Below are 15648 nucleotides of genomic sequence, written 5' to 3'. Positions count from 1 at the left end.
CGCACAATCTGCGCGAGGTCGCCTCCGGCGTCACCTGGGCACTCGATCACCCGGACGCGTCGCCGGAGGAACTGCTCGAGAAGCTCATCGAGCTCGTCCAGGGCCCGGACTTCCCGACCAAGGGTCTGATCGTCGGCCGCGACGGCATCGAGGACGCCTACCGCACCGGACGCGGGTCGATCCGGATGCGCGCGGTCGTCGAGGTCGAGGAGGACGACCGGCACAACACGATCCTGGTCGTCACCGAACTGCCCTACCAGGTGAACCCGGACAACCTCGTCGAATCGATCGCGGGGTTGGTGAACGAGAAGAAGATCGGCGGAATCCGCGCGATCCACAACGAGAGCTCCGACCGCATCGGCATGCGCATCGTCATCACGCTCAGCCGCGACGGAGTAGCGAAGGTCGTGCTGAACAACCTGTTCAAGCACACCCAGCTGCAGACGACGTTCGGTGCGAACATGCTGGCGATCGTCGACGGCGTGCCGCGCACGCTGCGCATCGACCAGTTCGTCTCGCACTACGTCGATCACCAGGTCGAGGTCATCGTCCGGCGCACCCAGTTCCTGCTCAGGCAGGCCGAGGAGCGCGCGCACATCCTGCGCGGCCTGCTCAAGGCGCTCGACCAGCTCGACGCGGTCATCGCGCTCATCCGCAATGCACCGTCGGCGGACGCAGCACGCACCGGACTGATGGAACTGCTGGAGATCGACGACACGCAGGCGACTGCGATCCTCGACCTGCAGCTGCGCCGCCTGGCCGCCCTCGAGCGGCAGCGCATCATCGACGAGCACGACCGCATCGCCGCCGAGATCGAGGACTACAACGACATCCTGGCCAAGCCGGGCCGGCAGCGGCAGATCATCCGCGACGAGATGAACGAGATCGTCGACAAGTACGGCGACGAGCGCCGGACCCGGATCATCCCGCACGACGGCGACGTGTCGATGGAAGACCTCATCGCCATGGAGGACGTGGTCGTCACGATCACGCGCACCGGCTACGCGAAGCGCACCAAGACCGACCTGTACCGGGCCCAGCGCCGCGGAGGCAAGGGCGTGCAGGGCGCGGCGCTGCGTACCGACGACCTGGTGGCGCACTTCTTCGTCACGTCCACCCACGACTGGATCCTGTTCTTCACCAACAAGGGTCGGGTCTACCGGGCGAAGGCCTACGAGCTGCCGGAGGCGAACCGCAACGCCCGCGGCCAGCACGTCGCGAACCTGCTGGCCTTCCAGCCGGACGAGACCATCGCCGAGGTCATCACGCTGAAGAACTACGAGGTCGCGCCCTACCTGGTGCTGGCCACGAAGCACGGCCTGGTGAAGAAGACAAAGCTGACCGACTTCGATTCGAACCGCAGCGGCGGCGTCATCGCCATCAATCTGCGTGATGACGACGAGCTCATCGATGCCGCGCTGATCTCGGCGACCGACGACCTGCTCCTGGTCAGCCGCAAGGCGATGTCGATCCGGTTCACCGCCGACGACGAGGCGCTGCGGCCCATGGGACGGGCGACGTCGGGCGTGTTCGGCATGAGATTCAACCCGGGTGACGAACTCCTGGCGATGGAGGTCGTGCGCGACGAGGACGCCGAAATCTTGGTCGCCACTGAGGGTGGATACGCCAAGCGGACGCGCATCGGGGAGTATCCGGTTCAGGGCCGAGGCGGCAAGGGCGTGCTCACCGCGCGTATCGTGTCCACTCGAGGCGGCTTGGTCGGAGCCATGGTCGTCGCGCCGAAGGACGAGATCTTCGCGATCACGTCCGACGGCGTAGTGATCCGTACGAAGGCTTCGGAGGTGCGTCGGGCCCAGCGGCAGACGATGGGCGTTCGATTGATGAACCTCCCGGATGGTGTCAATGTGGTTGCCATCGCCCGTAACGCGGACGAGCCCGACGACCAGGAGTGACCGAGCGGCCGGCCGGCGCGAGGATCACGCCCGGGCCGGGTATAGCAAGGCAGACGCGACAGGCGCGTCGGTGACCGATGCGAGACCGCGTCGGAGGACGGAGTGACATGACGCAATCGCCCCAGAGCGGGCAGACCGCGCCACGAACCACCGATTTCGGCTCCGTCTCCGCTGCCCGCCACGCCCCCGCCGACACCGGAGCCCGCTGGGGTTCGACGTCGACCGCCCCGGGCCAGGCCCCGGCCGACGCGCCGACCGGCTCGATGCCCTTCGTCCCCAGCACGAACTCACGCTCGGCCGACACCAGTACCGCGTCGACGCCGCGTTCGGCCCGCCAGACCCGGGCCCGTGGCCCTCGCCGGGCCCGGCTGCAACTGCGCCACATCAACCCGTGGACCGTGCTGAAGTTCTCCTGCGTCCTGTCGATCGCGCTGTTCTTCGTGTGGCTGATCGTCGTCGGTGTGCTCTTCGGCATCCTCGACGGCGCCGGGATCATCCAGAAGATCAACGACACGGTGACCACGATCAACGGCGCCGGCTCCCAGCCTCCTGTCACCGCCGGCATCGTGTTCGGCGCGGCCGCGATCATCGGCGTCGTGAACATCGTGCTGTTCATCGCGCTGAGCACGGTCGGTTCGGTCGTCTACAACCTCTGCGCCGATCTCGTCGGCGGTATCGAGGTCACGCTCTCCGAACGCTGATCCCTACCAGCCGGCCCGGTGCGCGACGTCACCGGTACTGGTTTGTGGCCCGGCTTTGCCGCCCGATAGTCTTACTCGTCGCAGTTCGCGGGCCTGTAGCTCAGACGGTTAGAGCGCATCCCTGATAAGGATGAGGCCGGAGGTTCAAGTCCTCCCAGGCCCACCGCGTACCGGCCGATGCCGGCCGATGCTGCCGGTGGCGGCGTAGTCTCCGGGAGGTGCGAGTGAAGAAGCCGTTCCTGCTCATCGCCGCCGCGGCCGCTGCCCTCGTCGCCGCCAACCGGCGCAAGCAGGCCCAGGCCGACGCCGCGACACTCTGGCGCGAAGCCACCTCGGACGCCTCGCGCTGACCCCTCGGGGACGTAGCTCAATTGGCAGAGCACCGCCTTTGCAAGGCGGGGGTTAGGGGTTCGATTCCCCTCGTCTCCACAGACTGACGGCACCGGAGTTGCACCTGCGGCATGGGTCCTCGCCACCGTTTCCGGTGCCTATTTCGTCGGGACGAAGATATCGAGCCTGTCGCTCGACGTCGGTATGACCCGGGTAGCATCAAGGTGTGAAACTCAGTATCAGCCTCTCCGACGACGACCTCGCCGTGCTGGACGAGTACACCCGCGCCGCCGGCCTCCCGTCCCGCTCGGCCGCGGTCCAGCGCGCGATCCGGTTACTGCGCCACCCCGATCTCGACCAGGACTACACCGCGGCGTGGGATGAATGGACCGCCTCCGGCGACCACGCTGCGTGGGAGAGCACCGCCGGCGACGGGCTGTCTGATGCGTCGCGGTGACATCTGCCTGACCGATCTCGAACCGGTCCGCGGTAGCGAGTCCAACCAACGACGGCCCGCCGTTGTAGTCAGCAACGACCGCGCCAACCTCGCCGCCGAACGCGCGGGCCGCGGCGTCGTCACCATCGTTCCGGTGACGAGCAACGTCACCCGGGTGTTCCCGTTCCAGACTCTCCTGCCGGCCGGGAGCACCGGCCTTCGGGTCGACTCCAAGGCTCAGGCCGAGCAGGTTCGCTCGGTCAGCGTCGAGCGACTCGGTCCGGTCGTGGCCAGCGTGCCCGCACCCTTGATGCTCGAGCTCGACGCCGCCCTACGGCTGCATCTCCAGCTGTAGGTGCGGATCAGGTGAGTCCCGCGGCGCTGCAGCGCGAAGCGCCGCCAGGTCGTCGCCCGCGGAAGCGCACGCCAGCAAGACCGACCTCTGCCGCCGTCGTGGTGCGACGTGTCGACGCAGCGGACGTCCCGTGACCCGGTCGTAGTGCCGGCGTCCCGGGAGTAGTCTCCGCGCGTGGTGATCACCGTCGTCCCCGATGCGCGGTTCTTCTCGTGACGTCCCTGGGTGAGGATTCGCCGATCGGGCTGGCGGGACGGATCACCACGGCGACGCGCGGCGCCGACGGTCCCGGCGAGGTCGAGCTCCGCATCCGTGGGGGCACCGAGACCTTCATCGCGCGCTCGGCCGAGCCGCTGGACAAGGGTCAGCCGGTCATCGTCGTCCAGACGCTCGGACCGAGGACCGTGATCGTGCTCCCGTGGGCCGATCCGGTCGAGAACCTGCTCGAACTCTGACCCACCGCCGTCGAAGGAGACCGCATCATGTTCGGCTACCACGTTCCCGCCCCCGACGAGGCGATGCTCATCTCGGGAGGCAAGTCCGGGGGTGACGCGCCGTTCCGGGTCGTCACCGGCCACGGCGCGTTCGTGCTCCCCTTCGTGCGCAAGTACGCCTTCCTGACCCTGTCGATGTTCGAGGCCGAGGTCGACGAACCGTGCGTGACCCGGCAGGGCATCGCGCTGTCGGTGAAGGCGGTGATCGCGGCCAAGATCGGCAACGACCCCGAGTCGATCGTCAACGCCGCGCAGCGCTTCCTGTCCGACCAGAACCAGATGGCGACGCTGACCGGACGCATCTTCGCCGGCCACCTGCGCTCGATCATCGGCTCGATGACGGTCGAGGAGATCATCACCGAGCGGCAGAAGCTCGCGACCGAGGTGCTCGACGGGTCGAAGGAGGAGATGGCCAAGATCGGGCTGATCGTCGACGCCCTGCAGATCCAATCGATCGACGACGGTGGTCTCGGCTACATCAAGGCGATGGCGGCGCCGCACAACGCCGCCATCCAGCAGAAGGCCCAGATCGCCCAGGCCGCCGCAGACCAGGCCGCGGCCGAGGCGCAGCAGCAGTCGCTGCGGATGCAGGCGGAGTACGAGCGCGACACCGCGGTGACCCGGGCCGGGTACCAGGCCGAGACGCAGGCGGCGCAGCAGAAGGCGGCGCAGGCCGGACCGCTCGCCCAGGCCCAGGCGCAGCAGGAGGTCATCGACGAGCAGACCCGCCTGGCCCAGCGGCAGGCCGAACTGCGCCAGCAGCAGCTCGTGTCCGAAGTCGTGCGGCCCGCCGAGGCCGAGGCCGAACGCGTCCGAATCCTGGCCAGGGCCGACGCCGAGCGCACCGAGATCCAGGCCGCGGCGGCGGCGTCGAGCAACCGGGTTGCGCTCGACCAACTGCTCATCGAGCAGCTGCCGTTGATCGTCGAGAAGGCCGCGGGCGGACTCGCGAACGCCAACGTCACCCTGCTCAACGGCTCGGACGGCCTCTCCGAGGTCGTCTCCGGCCTCGTCGGCCAGGGGCTCGCGATCTTCGACACCCTGCGCGGCAACGTCGGCACCGACAAGCACAAGGACCAGCGCGCGATCGAGGGAACGGACCCCGACGCGTAGCCCGGTCCGCCGCGACAGGCCACAGGTGGCCCAGGGCAACGGATCGGTGATCCGACGCCCTAACCGGACAGCGCAGCGTGATCAGCTCAGAACCACGTCTGACATCGATCTCACCTGTGTGAACGGGAAGAACAACCTGCCGTGCAGGTAGCGGACACCTGAATCTCCGCTGATCCTCAGGATTGCCCATAAGTTGGACGCTCGTGTGCGAACCGGGAAACCCTCGGGCGGCGCGCGGTTCTCATCCTCATGAGTGGAGGCAGTATGCAGAAACGCAGCATCACCGCGGCGATCGTCACCACCGGTGCCGTGGTCGCCTCGGCGCTGACGTCGACCGGTGCGGCATCGGCCGCGCCGAGTGCAAAAGCAGTACCGAACACCAAGCCGGCCTGGACCGCCCACGCGAAGCATCTCGGCGCCGCCGGCAACTCCGCGGCGATCAGTGCCCGCGTCTACCTCGCGCCCAACGGCGGGCTCGCCGCGGTGCAGCGGTTCGCCACCGCCGCATCGACGCCGGGTACGGCCGCGTACGGGCACTTCCTCACCGCGGCGCAGTACCGGGCCCGCTTCGGCACCACGTCGGCGACGGTCCGGTCCGTGTCGTCCTACCTCCGCTCGGCCGGCCTCACCGTGAACGCCGTCGGCGCCCACAACCGCTACGTCTCGATCACCGGCACCGTCCGGGCGGCCGAGAAAGCGTTCGGGGCGCAGATCGAGCGCTACAGCCACAACGGGCGCAACGTCCAGGCCCCGGCCGGCACGCTCAGCGTGCCGTCGACCCTGGCGTCGTCGATCCTGACCGTCACCGGTCTCGACACCACGCCGAAGATCGCCAAGCCCGCGACCAAGCAGGCTGCCCCGGCGCCGGACGGTTTCCGTAACGCGCGGCCCTGCTCGCGCTACTACGGTCAGGTCGCGGCCAAGTACCAGGCCGACTTCAAGACCCCGCTGCCGACCTTCAACGGCCAGACACTCTCCTACGCCCCGTGCGGGTACACCGGCCCGCAGTTCCGGGCCGCCTACGAGGGCAACACCGCCCTCGACGGCACCGGCGTGACCGTCGCGATCACCGACGCCTACGCCGCGCCGACGATCGCGAAGGACGCCAACACCTACGCGGTGAACCACGGCGACGGCTCCTACGCGCCGGGCCAGCTGACCCAGACCAAGCCGGCCAAGTTCACCAACCAGAAGACCTGCGGTCCGTCGGGCTGGTACGGCGAGGAGACGCTCGACGTCGAGGCGGTGCACGCGATGGCTCCGGGCGCGAAGATCCACTACTACGCCTCGGCCAGCTGCAACGACGCCGACTTCCTCGACGCCCTGGCCACCGTCGTCGACGACGGCACGTCGCAGCTCGTCTCGAACTCGTGGGGCGACCTCGAGGCCAACGAGTCGGCTGACGGCGTCGCCGCCTACGAGGCGGTATTCGTGCAGGGCGCGGCCGAGGGCACCAGCTTCCTGTTCTCTTCGGGCGACAACGGCGACGAGCTCGCGAACAGCGGCATCAAGCAGGCCGACTACCCGACCTCGGACCCGTACGTGACCAGCGTCGGTGGCACGTCCACCGCGATCGGCGCGAACGGCAAGATCGCCTTCCAGACGGGCTGGGGCACCGCGAAGTACAGCCTCTCCTCGGACGCCAAGAGCTGGAACCCGGTCGGCTACCTGTACGGCTCGGGCGGCGGCACGTCGTCGCTGTTCCAGCAGCCCGCGTACCAGGCCGGCACGACGTCGAGCCCGTACCGCCAGGACCCCGACGTCGCGATGGACGGCGACCCGAACACCGGCATGCTCGTCGGTGAGACGCAGACCTTCCCGAACGGCGTCTACTACGACGAGTACCGCATCGGTGGCACCAGCCTGGCGTCGCCGCTGTTCGCCGGCATGACCGCGCTGTCGTTGCAGAAGGCCGGTCACGCGGTGGGTCTGCTGAACCCGACCATCTACGCGCAGCAGGCGACGGCGTTCACCGACGTGAAGGGCAACCCGCCGCAGGCCGGCGACGTCCGCGTCGACTTCGTCAACGGCATCGACGGCACCGACGGGTTGAGCTACTCGGTGCGCACCTTCGATCAGGACAGCACCCTGCGCACCACGCGGGGTTACGACCTGACCACGGGTGTCGGCGCGCCGAACCCGAAGTGGTTGACCGCCATCAGCTAGCTTCACCCCCGTAGGACCCTTGACCCCTGCACGGGCCCGCGTCACCCCCCCGATGTCGCGTCCGTGCAGGGGTCGAGTCATGTCCGGCCCCTGGGGGCCTCGAGCCACCGTGGGCCTGCGTACCGTCTTGAGGCATGAACCTGCTCGCGGTCTGGCTCGGCAAGCTGACGCTGCTGGCGCTGCGCCTGGTCGGCCGCCGCGGCAACGCGCTGCCCGGCCTCGTCGTCGAGAAGGTGTTCCCGCGCTTCCTCGGACGGGCCATGGCCCGGCTGCCCGAGGGGGTCGTTGTGGTGACCGGCACCAACGGCAAGACGACCACGACGAAAATGGTCTCCACGGTCCTCGGTGAGCGCTTGCGGGTGCTCACCAACGACACCGGCTCGAACTTCGTGCGCGGTGCGATCACCGCCACTGTCGAACACGCTTCGTGGTCGGGCAAGCTCGCCTACGACGTCGCCGTCTTCGAGCTGGACGAGGCCTGGGCCGTGCGCTTCGTCGAGCGGGTGGCGCCGCGGCGCTGCCTGCTGCTCAACGTGATGCGCGATCAGCTCGACCGCTTCGGCGAGATCGACACCACCGCCCGACTGCTCGGTCGCGTCGCCGCCGCCACGACCGGGCATGTGGTGCTCAACCGCGACGACGAGCGGGTCGCGGCCCTGGCCACCCGGACGTCGGCGCCGGTCACCTACTACGGCGTGTCGGGCGAGCTGCGCGAACTGTTCCCCAACGACGAGGAGCTCTACGGCGGCCCGGTGCATCGCTCGCAACTGCCGGCCGTCGTCGAGCTGCAGACGCTGCCCTCGGCGTCGCACCCGGCCGCGACCCTGCGCATCGACGGCGTCGACCACGACGTCCTGCTGCGGGCCGAGGGCCCGCACAACGCGCAGAACGCCTGCGGCGCGGCCGCGCTCGGGTTGAGTTTCGGCTTCGACACCGAGACGGTGCTGGCCGGGCTGGCCAAGGTGGCCCCGGCCTTCGGTCGCGGCCAGTCCTTCGACGTCGACGGGCGGCAGGTCGTGCTGCAGCTGGTGAAGAACCCGGCCGGCTTCCGCCAGACTTTGCGCATGCTCGACGCCGGTACGCCCGACGCCGCCGTCATCGCCATCAACGACGACTACGCCGACGGTCGCGACGTCTCGTGGCTGTGGGACGTCGACTTCACCGCCCTCGCCCCGCTGCCGACCCGGCGCTCGACGGCCGGCACGCGGGCGGCCGACATGGCGGTGCGCCTGCGCTACGACGACGTCGCTGTCGAGGAGATCGAGCCCGATCTGGAGAAGGCGGTGCGCTCGGCCGTGGCCGCGGTGCCGGCCGGCGGCCGCGTCGTCGTGTTCAGCACCTACACCGCGATGTGGGCGCTGTACGCGGTGCTGCAGCGCATAGGGAAGGCCGCCTCGTGATCACCCTGAAGCTGGTCCACCTGTATCCGCGCGAGATGAACATCTACGGCGACACCGGCAACGTGCTCGTGCTCCGCCGGCGCCTGCAGTGGCGCGACCGCCCGGTCGAGATCGTGCCGGTGAGCCTGGGCGACCCGATCCCGCACGACGCCGACATCCTGCTCGGCGGCGGCGGCCAGGACGCCGCACAGGGCGAGATCGGCGAGGACTTCGCCGGCCGCGCCGCCGAGCTGCGCGCCATGGCCGACGACGGTGTCGTGATGCTCGCGATCTGCGGCAGCTACCAGATGCTCGGCCACGAGTTCATCACCCACGAGGGCCGCCGCATCGCCGGCGTCGGCGTGCTCGACGTCGTCACCCGCGGCCAGCAGGTGCGCCTGATCGGCAACAACTACGTCGACACCCCGAGCACCGGACGGCTCGTCGGCTACGAGAACCACAGCGGGCTGACCACCCTCGGACCCGGCGCCCGACCGCTCGGCACGTCGCAGTCCGGCCGCGGCAACAACGGCCAGGACGGCACCGAGGGCGCGGTGCGCGACAACGTCATCGGCACCTACCTGCACGGCCCCGTGTTGGCGAAGAGCCCGCGCCTCGCCGACGACCTGGTGCAGCGTGCGTACGCCCGTCGCGGCGTCGACACCGAGCTCGAGCCGCTCGACGACACGCTGCCCGAGCTCGCGGCGCGGGTGGCGGTCGGCCGCCCCCGCTGACCCGCCAGGCGTGTCGGCGCCCCGTGGCAGGATGGGGCGTCCGTCGAACCGTCGATTCCGCAGGAGCCCGACACTCATGTCCGCAACGAAGATCGCCACGCTGCACACCTCGGCCGGCGACATCCGCATCGAACTGTTCGGCGACCACGCACCGAAGACGGTGAAGAACTTCACCGACCTCGCTACCGGCGGTGTCGAGTGGACCCACCCCGGCACCCGGCAGAAGACCAACGACCCGCTGTACGACGGCACGGTCTTCCACCGCGTGATCGCCGGTTTCATGATCCAGGGCGGCGACCCGCTCGGTGAGGGCTACGGCGGCCCGGGCTACAAGTTCGCCGACGAGTTCCACCCCGAGCTCTCCTTCGACCGCCCCTACCTGCTGGCGATGGCCAACTCGGGCCCGAACACCAACGGCTCGCAGTTCTTCATCACCGTCGGCCGCACCCCGCACCTCAACCGCAAGCACACCATCTTCGGTGAGGTCGCCGACGCCGACAGCCGCGCGGTCGTCGACGCCATCGCCACCACCCAGACCGGCCGCGGCGACAAGCCCGTCACCCCGATCACCATCAACTCGGTGACCGTGGAGGACGCGTCGTAGATGACGCTCCCGCCCGGCGGGGCCGAGGTCGCCGCGCGCTGCTACCGCCATCCCAACCGGGAGGCGTTGATCCGTTGCACGCGCTGCGACCGCCCGATCTGCCCGGACTGCATGCGCCCGGCGTCGGTCGGTTTCCACTGCCCGGACGACGTGCAGCAGGGTGCCCGCTCGATCCGGGCCCCGCGCACGGCGGTCGGCGCGAAGCTGCTCGCGTCGCCGCCCTACGTCACGATCACGCTGGCCGTGCTCAACGTCGCGGCCTACCTTTGCACCGCGCTCCAGGCCCACGGCTCGCTGCGTGACCCCACCGGTTCGCAGCTGTTCCTCGACTGGAACCTGAACCCGTTCAGCGTGCACAGCGGCCGGTACTACCAGCTGCTCACATCGGCGTTCCTGCACCTGAGCCTGCTGCACATCGGGGCCAACATGCTCGCGCTCGCCCTGATCGGTCCCGCGCTCGAGCGGCTGCTCGGCTGGTGGCGCTTCGCCGCGGTGTACCTGATCAGCGCGCTCGGCGGCAGCGCCGCGGTCTACGCCTTCGGTATCCAGGCGAGCAACACGGCCGGGGCGTCGGGCGCCATCTTCGGCCTGTTCGGGGCCTGCCTGGTGCTGGTGCGCCGGCTCGGCCTCGACGCGCAGTGGCTCATCGGCACCATCGTGCTGAACTTCGTCATCACGTTCTCGGTGCCGCAGATCTCGAAGTGGGGTCACCTCGGCGGCTTCGTCACCGGCCTGCTGCTCGGGGTCGCGATCGCCGGGCTGCCGTCGATGCGCGAACGGGTGCCCACCCGCGTGCAGGCGGCGGGCGTCGGCGGCGTGCTGGTGCTCGTCGTAGTGGTCATCGCCCTGCGCACCGCCACCTGGTAGTCACCGGGTCAGGGGGCGGAACGAGCGGGCGAGTTCGGCCACCACCGCCGGATCCCCGCCGATCGCGCGGCCGCTCAACACGATGAGCGTCTCCCCCGCGTCGATCTCGAGCGTGGTGCTGCGCAGCCCGAGCCGGATGCGCGTGTCGGCCCGCACGTCCTCGACCGCCGCCCACGGCAGGGTCGTCCGCACCAGGGGCGAGCGGACGGTGAGCCCCTCGACCGACGCGACCAGCCGGGGTGAGAACACGACGTCGCTCACGACGTAGACGAGCAGCACGGCCACGGCCACCGCGGCCATGGCCCGGCTCGGCCCGTCGCCGGCCAGGGCCAGGGCGACAAGCGCAGCGACGACGCCGGCCCCGGCCAGGGCGGTGAACCGCCGGTCGGGGCGGCAGGTCAGGGCCGGTGCGCGAGGCGGCTCGGCGCCGGGCGAAGTCTCGTCATCCACAGTGTTTTCCCCAGCTGGGGATAGAACTACAACCGTGTAATCACAGGCGTGGAAAACCCTGTGGACGCCCGGATCAACGCCAGCGCACCGCCATGACCAGGCCGAGCAGCATGATCCCGAAGCCCACCGCGAAGTTCCACGCGCCGATGTCACCCATCACCGGGATGTGCGGGTTGGTGCCGCTCTGGGTCAGGTAGTACGTCACCAGGTAGGCCAGGCCGAGCACCAGCACGACCGCCATCACGATCGGGTACCAGCCGGGGCTGGGCGCGAGAGCGCGGCTCGGAGCCGTGGTCGACGTCCGGACCGGGGCGTCAGTTTTCTTGCGGACCTTCGACTTGGGCACGTGCTCTCTCCATCACTTCTCAGTGCTTCGGCGCTTGCTGCGGACACCCTCTGGGGTCGACCATTCGGGCGATCGTCAGGATTAGCGTAGACGCCGACACGGGTGAGGGCCGAGGGCCGACCGTCGAGAAGGGTGTGGAGTGGCCGAACGCAGCGACGACCGGCGTCCTTGGCGAGCCCTCGTCCCGGTCGTGTGCCTGGTCGCCGGGGTCGGCTTCGCGGCCAGCGCGCGCGACTCGCACGGCACCGAACTGCGCGCGCCCGGTATCACCAGCCTGGCCGGGACGGTGCGCCAGGCCGAGAGCCGGGTGCTCGCCGCCGAGCGCGAGGCGGCCGGGCTGCAGGCCCAGGTCGACGCCGCCACCAAGCAGGCCGGACTCGGGGACAGCGAGGTGGCCCGCGCCCAGCAGGTGGTGACCCCGCTGCTCGCGCCGGCCGGGCTCACCGCGGTGCACGGCGCCGGCCTGGAGGTCACGCTCAACGACGCCTCGGCGCAGCCGGCCGGCAACGACGTCGATCCCAACCAGCTGGTCGTGCACCAGTCGGACCTCCAGTCGGTGGTGAACGCGCTGTGGGCCGGCGGTGCCGACGCCATGACGATCGCCGGCCAGCGGGTCATCGCGACCTCGGCGGTGCGCTGCGTGGGCAATACCCTGCTGCTCAACGGCAACGTGTATTCGCCGCCTTTTCGTGTTGCGGCCATAGGGCCGTCGCGGACAATGCAGGAGAAGCTCGACGCCTCACCCGGGGTGAAGCTGTTCCGGGAGGCGGCGAGCTACTACGGCCTCGGCTACACCGTCGAGTCGAAGGACGACATCCACGTCCCGGCCTACAGCGGGACGATCAGCTTGAGTTACGCCACGGCGAGCCCATGAGTGAGGACGACGCATGACTGACGACACGATCGTCGCGGACGCGCCGCCACCCGGGCCGCCGGGTCGCGCCCCGAGCACGGCCGGCGACAAGTTGCGCTTCGTGCTGCGCGGCATCGGCCAGACCCTCATCACCCTCGGCCTCGTCGTGCTGCTCTTCGTCGTCTACGAGGTGTGGATCACCAACATCTTCTCCGAGCGGGCCAACCAGCAGGCCAACACGAAGCTCGAGCGGACCTGGGCAACCTCTGACAACCCGGCTCTGCAACTGCCCGGCAGCACCAGCTCGACGATCCCGCTCGGCACCGGCATCGCCAACATCTACATCCCCCGCCTCGGCGCCGACTACCACTGGACCGTGCTCGAAGGGGCCGGGCAGGACGTCCTCGCCGACGGCCCCGGCCACTACCCGAACACCGCCATGCCCGGCCAGGTCGGCAACTTCGCCGTCGCCGGGCACCGGGTCGGCCACGGCGCGCCGTTCCTCAACCTCGACCTGCTGCGCGCGGGCGACTCGATCATCATCGAGACCAGGACGTACTGGTACGTCTACCGGGTGAAGGGCCTCGACCACGGGCTCAGCGTGGCCGACGACGCCGACCACGTGCCGGGGCGCGAGATCGTCGACCCGAGCGCGGGCCGGGTGCTGCTGCCGGTGCCCAACCAGCCCGGCGTGACCCCCACCGAGCGGCTGTTGACGCTGACGACCTGCCACCCGAAGTTCACCGCGGCCCAGCGGATGATCATCCACGCGCTGTACCAGAGTCGGGTGCCGGTGCTGAGTGTCGGTGGCAAGCGCTCGGCCACCAAGCCGGCGTCGATCCAGGCGCTCTACGCGGGGGTGCAGGCCTGATGTACGTGTGGATCTGGCGTCACCTGCCCGGCCCGCTGGCCGTGAAGCTGCTGCAGGTGCTGGTTCTCGTCGTCGCGGTGTCGCTGCTGCTGCTGTTCGTCGTGTTCCCGGTGATCGAGCCGCACCTGCCGATCAACCAAGTGACGGTGCCGAACAGATGAGCGACGCCTGCGGAGCGAACAGGCGGCGCAGAAGTCCGAAGGCGGCCGTCCCGAGCGAAGCGAGGGGAGGCCGATGAGTGCGTCCCGGGTGCTCGTCGTCGACAACTACGACAGCTTCGTCTACAACCTCGTCCAGTACCTCGGGCAGTTCGGCGTCGACGTCGTGGTGCGCCGCAACGACGCGGTGACGCCGGACGAGCTCGACGGCTTCGACGTCGTCGGGGTGCTCATCTCCCCCGGTCCCGGCATGCCGCAGGATGCCGGCAACTCGATGGCCTTCGTGACGGCGTGCGCCGAGCGCCGGCTACCGCTGTTCGGCGTGTGCCTGGGCCATCAGGCGATCGGCGCCGTGTTCGGAGCCTCGATCGTGCGGGCGCCCGAGCTGCTGCACGGCAAGACGAGCGAGGTCGAGCACGACGGCACCGGCGTGCTCGCCGGGCTGCCCTCGCCGTTCACTGCCACGCGCTACCACTCGCTGACGGTGGAGGAGAGCGGGCTGCCGGCCGAGATCGTGGTGACCGGCCGCACCGCCACCGGGGTGGTGATGGCCTTCCGGCACGCCACGCTGCCGATCGACGGTGTGCAGTTCCACCCCGAGTCGGTGCTCACCCAGGGCGGGCACCGGATGATCGCGAACTGGTTGCGGTCCTGCGGGGTCGACGTCGACGACGCGCTGGTCGAGCGGCTCGGCGCCGAGGTCGAGACGATGCGCGCCGGCGCCTTCGCCGCGGTCTGAGGCCGCCCACAGCTCACCCGTCGCGGCTCGCCTCACCCTGCTGAGTGGCGAGTTCCGGCGTTGAGTGGCGCGGCATTACGCGCCATTCAGTGGCCGAACTCGCCACTCAACGATCGGGGCGGCGGCGCTACGGCGGCGCTACTCGGTGGCTGCGGCCGCCTTCGCGGCGGCCTTCATCTGCTGCTTGAATGCGCGCACCTGCTTGAGGGACGCGGTGTCGACGACGTCGGCCACCGAACGCAGTGATCCGTCGGCGCCGTAGTCGCCGGCGGCCTGGCGCCAGCCCCGTGGGCGGACGTCGTACTGCTTGCCGAGCAGGGCGGTGAAGATCTTGGCCTTCTGCTCGCCGAAGCCGGGCAGCCCACCGATGCGCTTCACCAGTTCGGGGCCCGACTTGACGCCGTCCCACACCGCGCCGGCGTTGCCGTCGTACTGGTCGACGAGGGTCCGGGCCAGGGCCTGGGTGCGCTTGGCCATCGCGGCCGGGAAGCGGTGCAGCGCCGGCGGCGTGCGGAAGATCGTCTCGAACGCCTCGGCGTCGTAGCTCGCGATCGTGCGGGCGTCGAGCGCCCCGCCGAGCCGCTCGCGCAGCACCTCGGGTGAGGTGAACGCCTTCTCCATCGGGATCTGCTGGTCGAGCAGCATGCCGATCAGCAGGGCCAGCGGGTCACGGGCGAGCAGCTCGTTGGCGGCGTCGGTGGTCGCGAGGAACATGACGACATCCCATCACGGCAGCTATCCGGTCACATCCACTTGAAGACTTCTGCAACTCCATATAAACAGAACTCATGTCGCTGCCGCTGTACCAAGCCAAGGCCGAATTGTTCCGCACACTCGGTCACCCGGTGCGCATCCGCGTTCTCGAACTGCTGCAGGACGGTCCGAGGCCGGTGTCGGAGCTGCTGCAGGAGATGCACATCGAGGCGAGCAGCCTGTCCCAACAACTCGCCGTGCTGCGCCGTGCCGGCATCGTCATCTCCACCCGGAACGGCTCGTCGGTCGTGTACGAACTCGCCGCGGCCGACGTCGCCGACCTGATGCGGGCCGCGCGCCGGCTGCTCACCGAAGTGCTGACCGACCAGAAGGTGCTCCTCGCCGAACTCAACCGGGCCGCGCGGCCCGGACGCCGGTGACGTTGC

The 15648-nt window shown here is 69.7% G+C and carries 20 protein-coding genes and 2 tRNA genes; 19 read left to right on the top strand and 3 right to left on the bottom strand.

The window, feature by feature from the left end; genetic code table 11:
* The 14 genes from VGN18_RS15535 to VGN18_RS15470 all read left to right on the top strand — a co-directional run.
* The coding region (locus VGN18_RS15535) for a DNA gyrase C-terminal beta-propeller domain-containing protein (RefSeq protein ID WP_327540613.1) at positions 1-1913 on the top strand (1913 nt) is incomplete at its 5' end.
* Between the two features lie 107 nt (positions 1914-2020).
* Positions 2021-2614 carry a DUF3566 domain-containing protein gene (locus tag VGN18_RS15530; RefSeq protein WP_327540612.1) on the top strand — a complete coding sequence of 198 codons (594 nt, stop codon included), beginning with the start codon at positions 2021-2023 and terminating at the stop codon, positions 2612-2614.
* 89 nt (positions 2615-2703) lie between these two features.
* Positions 2704-2777, top strand: a tRNA-Ile gene (locus VGN18_RS15525).
* Positions 2778-2832: 55 nt separating this feature from the next.
* Positions 2833-2964 (top strand): DLW-39 family protein, encoded by a 132-nt coding sequence (locus tag VGN18_RS15520; RefSeq protein WP_327540611.1) that lies wholly within the window; start codon positions 2833-2835, stop codon positions 2962-2964.
* Between the two features lie 6 nt (positions 2965-2970).
* Positions 2971-3043 (top strand) — tRNA-Ala (locus VGN18_RS15515).
* Between the two features lie 127 nt (positions 3044-3170).
* A complete protein-coding gene (locus VGN18_RS15510) occupies positions 3171-3401 on the top strand; it encodes a ribbon-helix-helix domain-containing protein (RefSeq protein WP_327540610.1) in 231 nt (76 codons plus the stop codon).
* Entirely contained in the window at positions 3388-3735 is a 348-nt protein-coding gene (locus VGN18_RS15505) for a type II toxin-antitoxin system PemK/MazF family toxin (RefSeq protein WP_327540609.1), read from the top strand. Before VGN18_RS15510 ends, VGN18_RS15505 begins: the two co-directional genes overlap by 14 nt.
* Before the next feature lie 212 nt (positions 3736-3947).
* Positions 3948-4190 carry a hypothetical protein gene (locus VGN18_RS15500; RefSeq protein WP_327540608.1) on the top strand — a complete coding sequence of 81 codons (243 nt, stop codon included), beginning with the start codon at positions 3948-3950 and terminating at the stop codon, positions 4188-4190.
* Between the two features lie 27 nt (positions 4191-4217).
* Positions 4218-5342 carry an SPFH domain-containing protein gene (locus VGN18_RS15495; RefSeq protein WP_327540607.1) on the top strand — a complete coding sequence of 375 codons (1125 nt, stop codon included), beginning with the start codon at positions 4218-4220 and terminating at the stop codon, positions 5340-5342.
* 264 nt (positions 5343-5606) lie between these two features.
* The gene (locus tag VGN18_RS15490; RefSeq protein ID WP_327540606.1) at positions 5607-7508 is read left to right on the top strand and encodes a S53 family peptidase; all 1902 of its coding nucleotides are present in this window, start codon (positions 5607-5609) and stop codon (positions 7506-7508) included.
* 134 nt (positions 7509-7642) lie between these two features.
* Entirely contained in the window at positions 7643-8908 is a 1266-nt protein-coding gene (locus VGN18_RS15485; protein ID WP_327540605.1) for a MurT ligase domain-containing protein, read from the top strand.
* Positions 8905-9621, top strand: coding sequence for a glutamine amidotransferase (locus VGN18_RS15480; protein ID WP_327540604.1), 717 nt, complete (start codon positions 8905-8907; stop codon positions 9619-9621). The genes VGN18_RS15485 and VGN18_RS15480 overlap by 4 nt, the downstream gene beginning before the upstream one ends.
* 76 nt (positions 9622-9697) lie before the next feature.
* A complete protein-coding gene (locus VGN18_RS15475) occupies positions 9698-10225 on the top strand; it encodes a peptidylprolyl isomerase (protein ID WP_327540603.1) in 528 nt (175 codons plus the stop codon).
* Positions 10226-11092 (top strand): rhomboid family intramembrane serine protease, encoded by an 867-nt coding sequence (locus tag VGN18_RS15470; RefSeq protein ID WP_327540602.1) that lies wholly within the window; start codon positions 10226-10228, stop codon positions 11090-11092.
* Here VGN18_RS15470 and VGN18_RS15465 read toward each other — a convergent pair whose 3' ends face one another.
* Both VGN18_RS15465 and VGN18_RS15460 read right to left on the bottom strand, forming a co-directional pair.
* Entirely contained in the window at positions 11093-11542 is a 450-nt protein-coding gene (locus tag VGN18_RS15465; protein ID WP_327540601.1) for a PH domain-containing protein, read from the bottom strand.
* 73 nt (positions 11543-11615) lie between these two features.
* Positions 11616-11888: a cell division protein CrgA gene (locus VGN18_RS15460; RefSeq protein WP_327540600.1), complete on the bottom strand. Its 273-nt coding sequence runs from the start codon at positions 11886-11888 to the stop codon at positions 11616-11618.
* Between the two features lie 139 nt (positions 11889-12027).
* Between VGN18_RS15460 and VGN18_RS15455 the strand changes: the two genes are divergently transcribed.
* The 4 genes from VGN18_RS15455 to VGN18_RS15440 all read left to right on the top strand — a co-directional run bounded on the left by VGN18_RS15455 (position 12028) and on the right by VGN18_RS15440 (position 14509).
* Positions 12028-12762 (top strand): DUF881 domain-containing protein, encoded by a 735-nt coding sequence (locus tag VGN18_RS15455; RefSeq protein WP_327540599.1) that lies wholly within the window; start codon positions 12028-12030, stop codon positions 12760-12762.
* Between the two features lie 13 nt (positions 12763-12775).
* On the top strand, positions 12776-13612 hold the full coding sequence (locus VGN18_RS15450) for a class E sortase (RefSeq protein WP_327540598.1): 837 nt from the start codon (positions 12776-12778) through the stop codon (positions 13610-13612).
* Positions 13612-13773 carry a hypothetical protein gene (locus tag VGN18_RS15445; RefSeq protein ID WP_327540597.1) on the top strand — a complete coding sequence of 54 codons (162 nt, stop codon included), beginning with the start codon at positions 13612-13614 and terminating at the stop codon, positions 13771-13773. The genes VGN18_RS15450 and VGN18_RS15445 overlap by 1 nt, the downstream gene beginning before the upstream one ends.
* Before the next feature lie 73 nt (positions 13774-13846).
* Entirely contained in the window at positions 13847-14509 is a 663-nt protein-coding gene (locus VGN18_RS15440; RefSeq protein WP_327540596.1) for an aminodeoxychorismate/anthranilate synthase component II, read from the top strand.
* Between the two features lie 138 nt (positions 14510-14647).
* Here VGN18_RS15440 and VGN18_RS15435 read toward each other — a convergent pair whose 3' ends face one another.
* Entirely contained in the window at positions 14648-15223 is a 576-nt protein-coding gene (locus VGN18_RS15435; RefSeq protein ID WP_327540595.1) for an HhH-GPD-type base excision DNA repair protein, read from the bottom strand.
* Positions 15224-15297: 74 nt separating this feature from the next.
* Between VGN18_RS15435 and VGN18_RS15430 the strand changes: the two genes are divergently transcribed.
* On the top strand, positions 15298-15642 hold the full coding sequence (locus VGN18_RS15430; RefSeq protein WP_327540594.1) for a metalloregulator ArsR/SmtB family transcription factor: 345 nt from the start codon (positions 15298-15300) through the stop codon (positions 15640-15642).
* The last annotated feature ends 6 nt before the right edge of the window (positions 15643-15648 follow it).

The sequence above is a fragment of the Jatrophihabitans sp. genome (genome assembly GCF_036000465.1).
Taxonomy (GTDB): domain Bacteria; phylum Actinomycetota; class Actinomycetes; order Mycobacteriales; family Jatrophihabitantaceae; genus Jatrophihabitans.
Note: the sequence above shows the minus strand (reverse complement) of the source record. Positions and strands in the feature narration are given on the sequence as shown.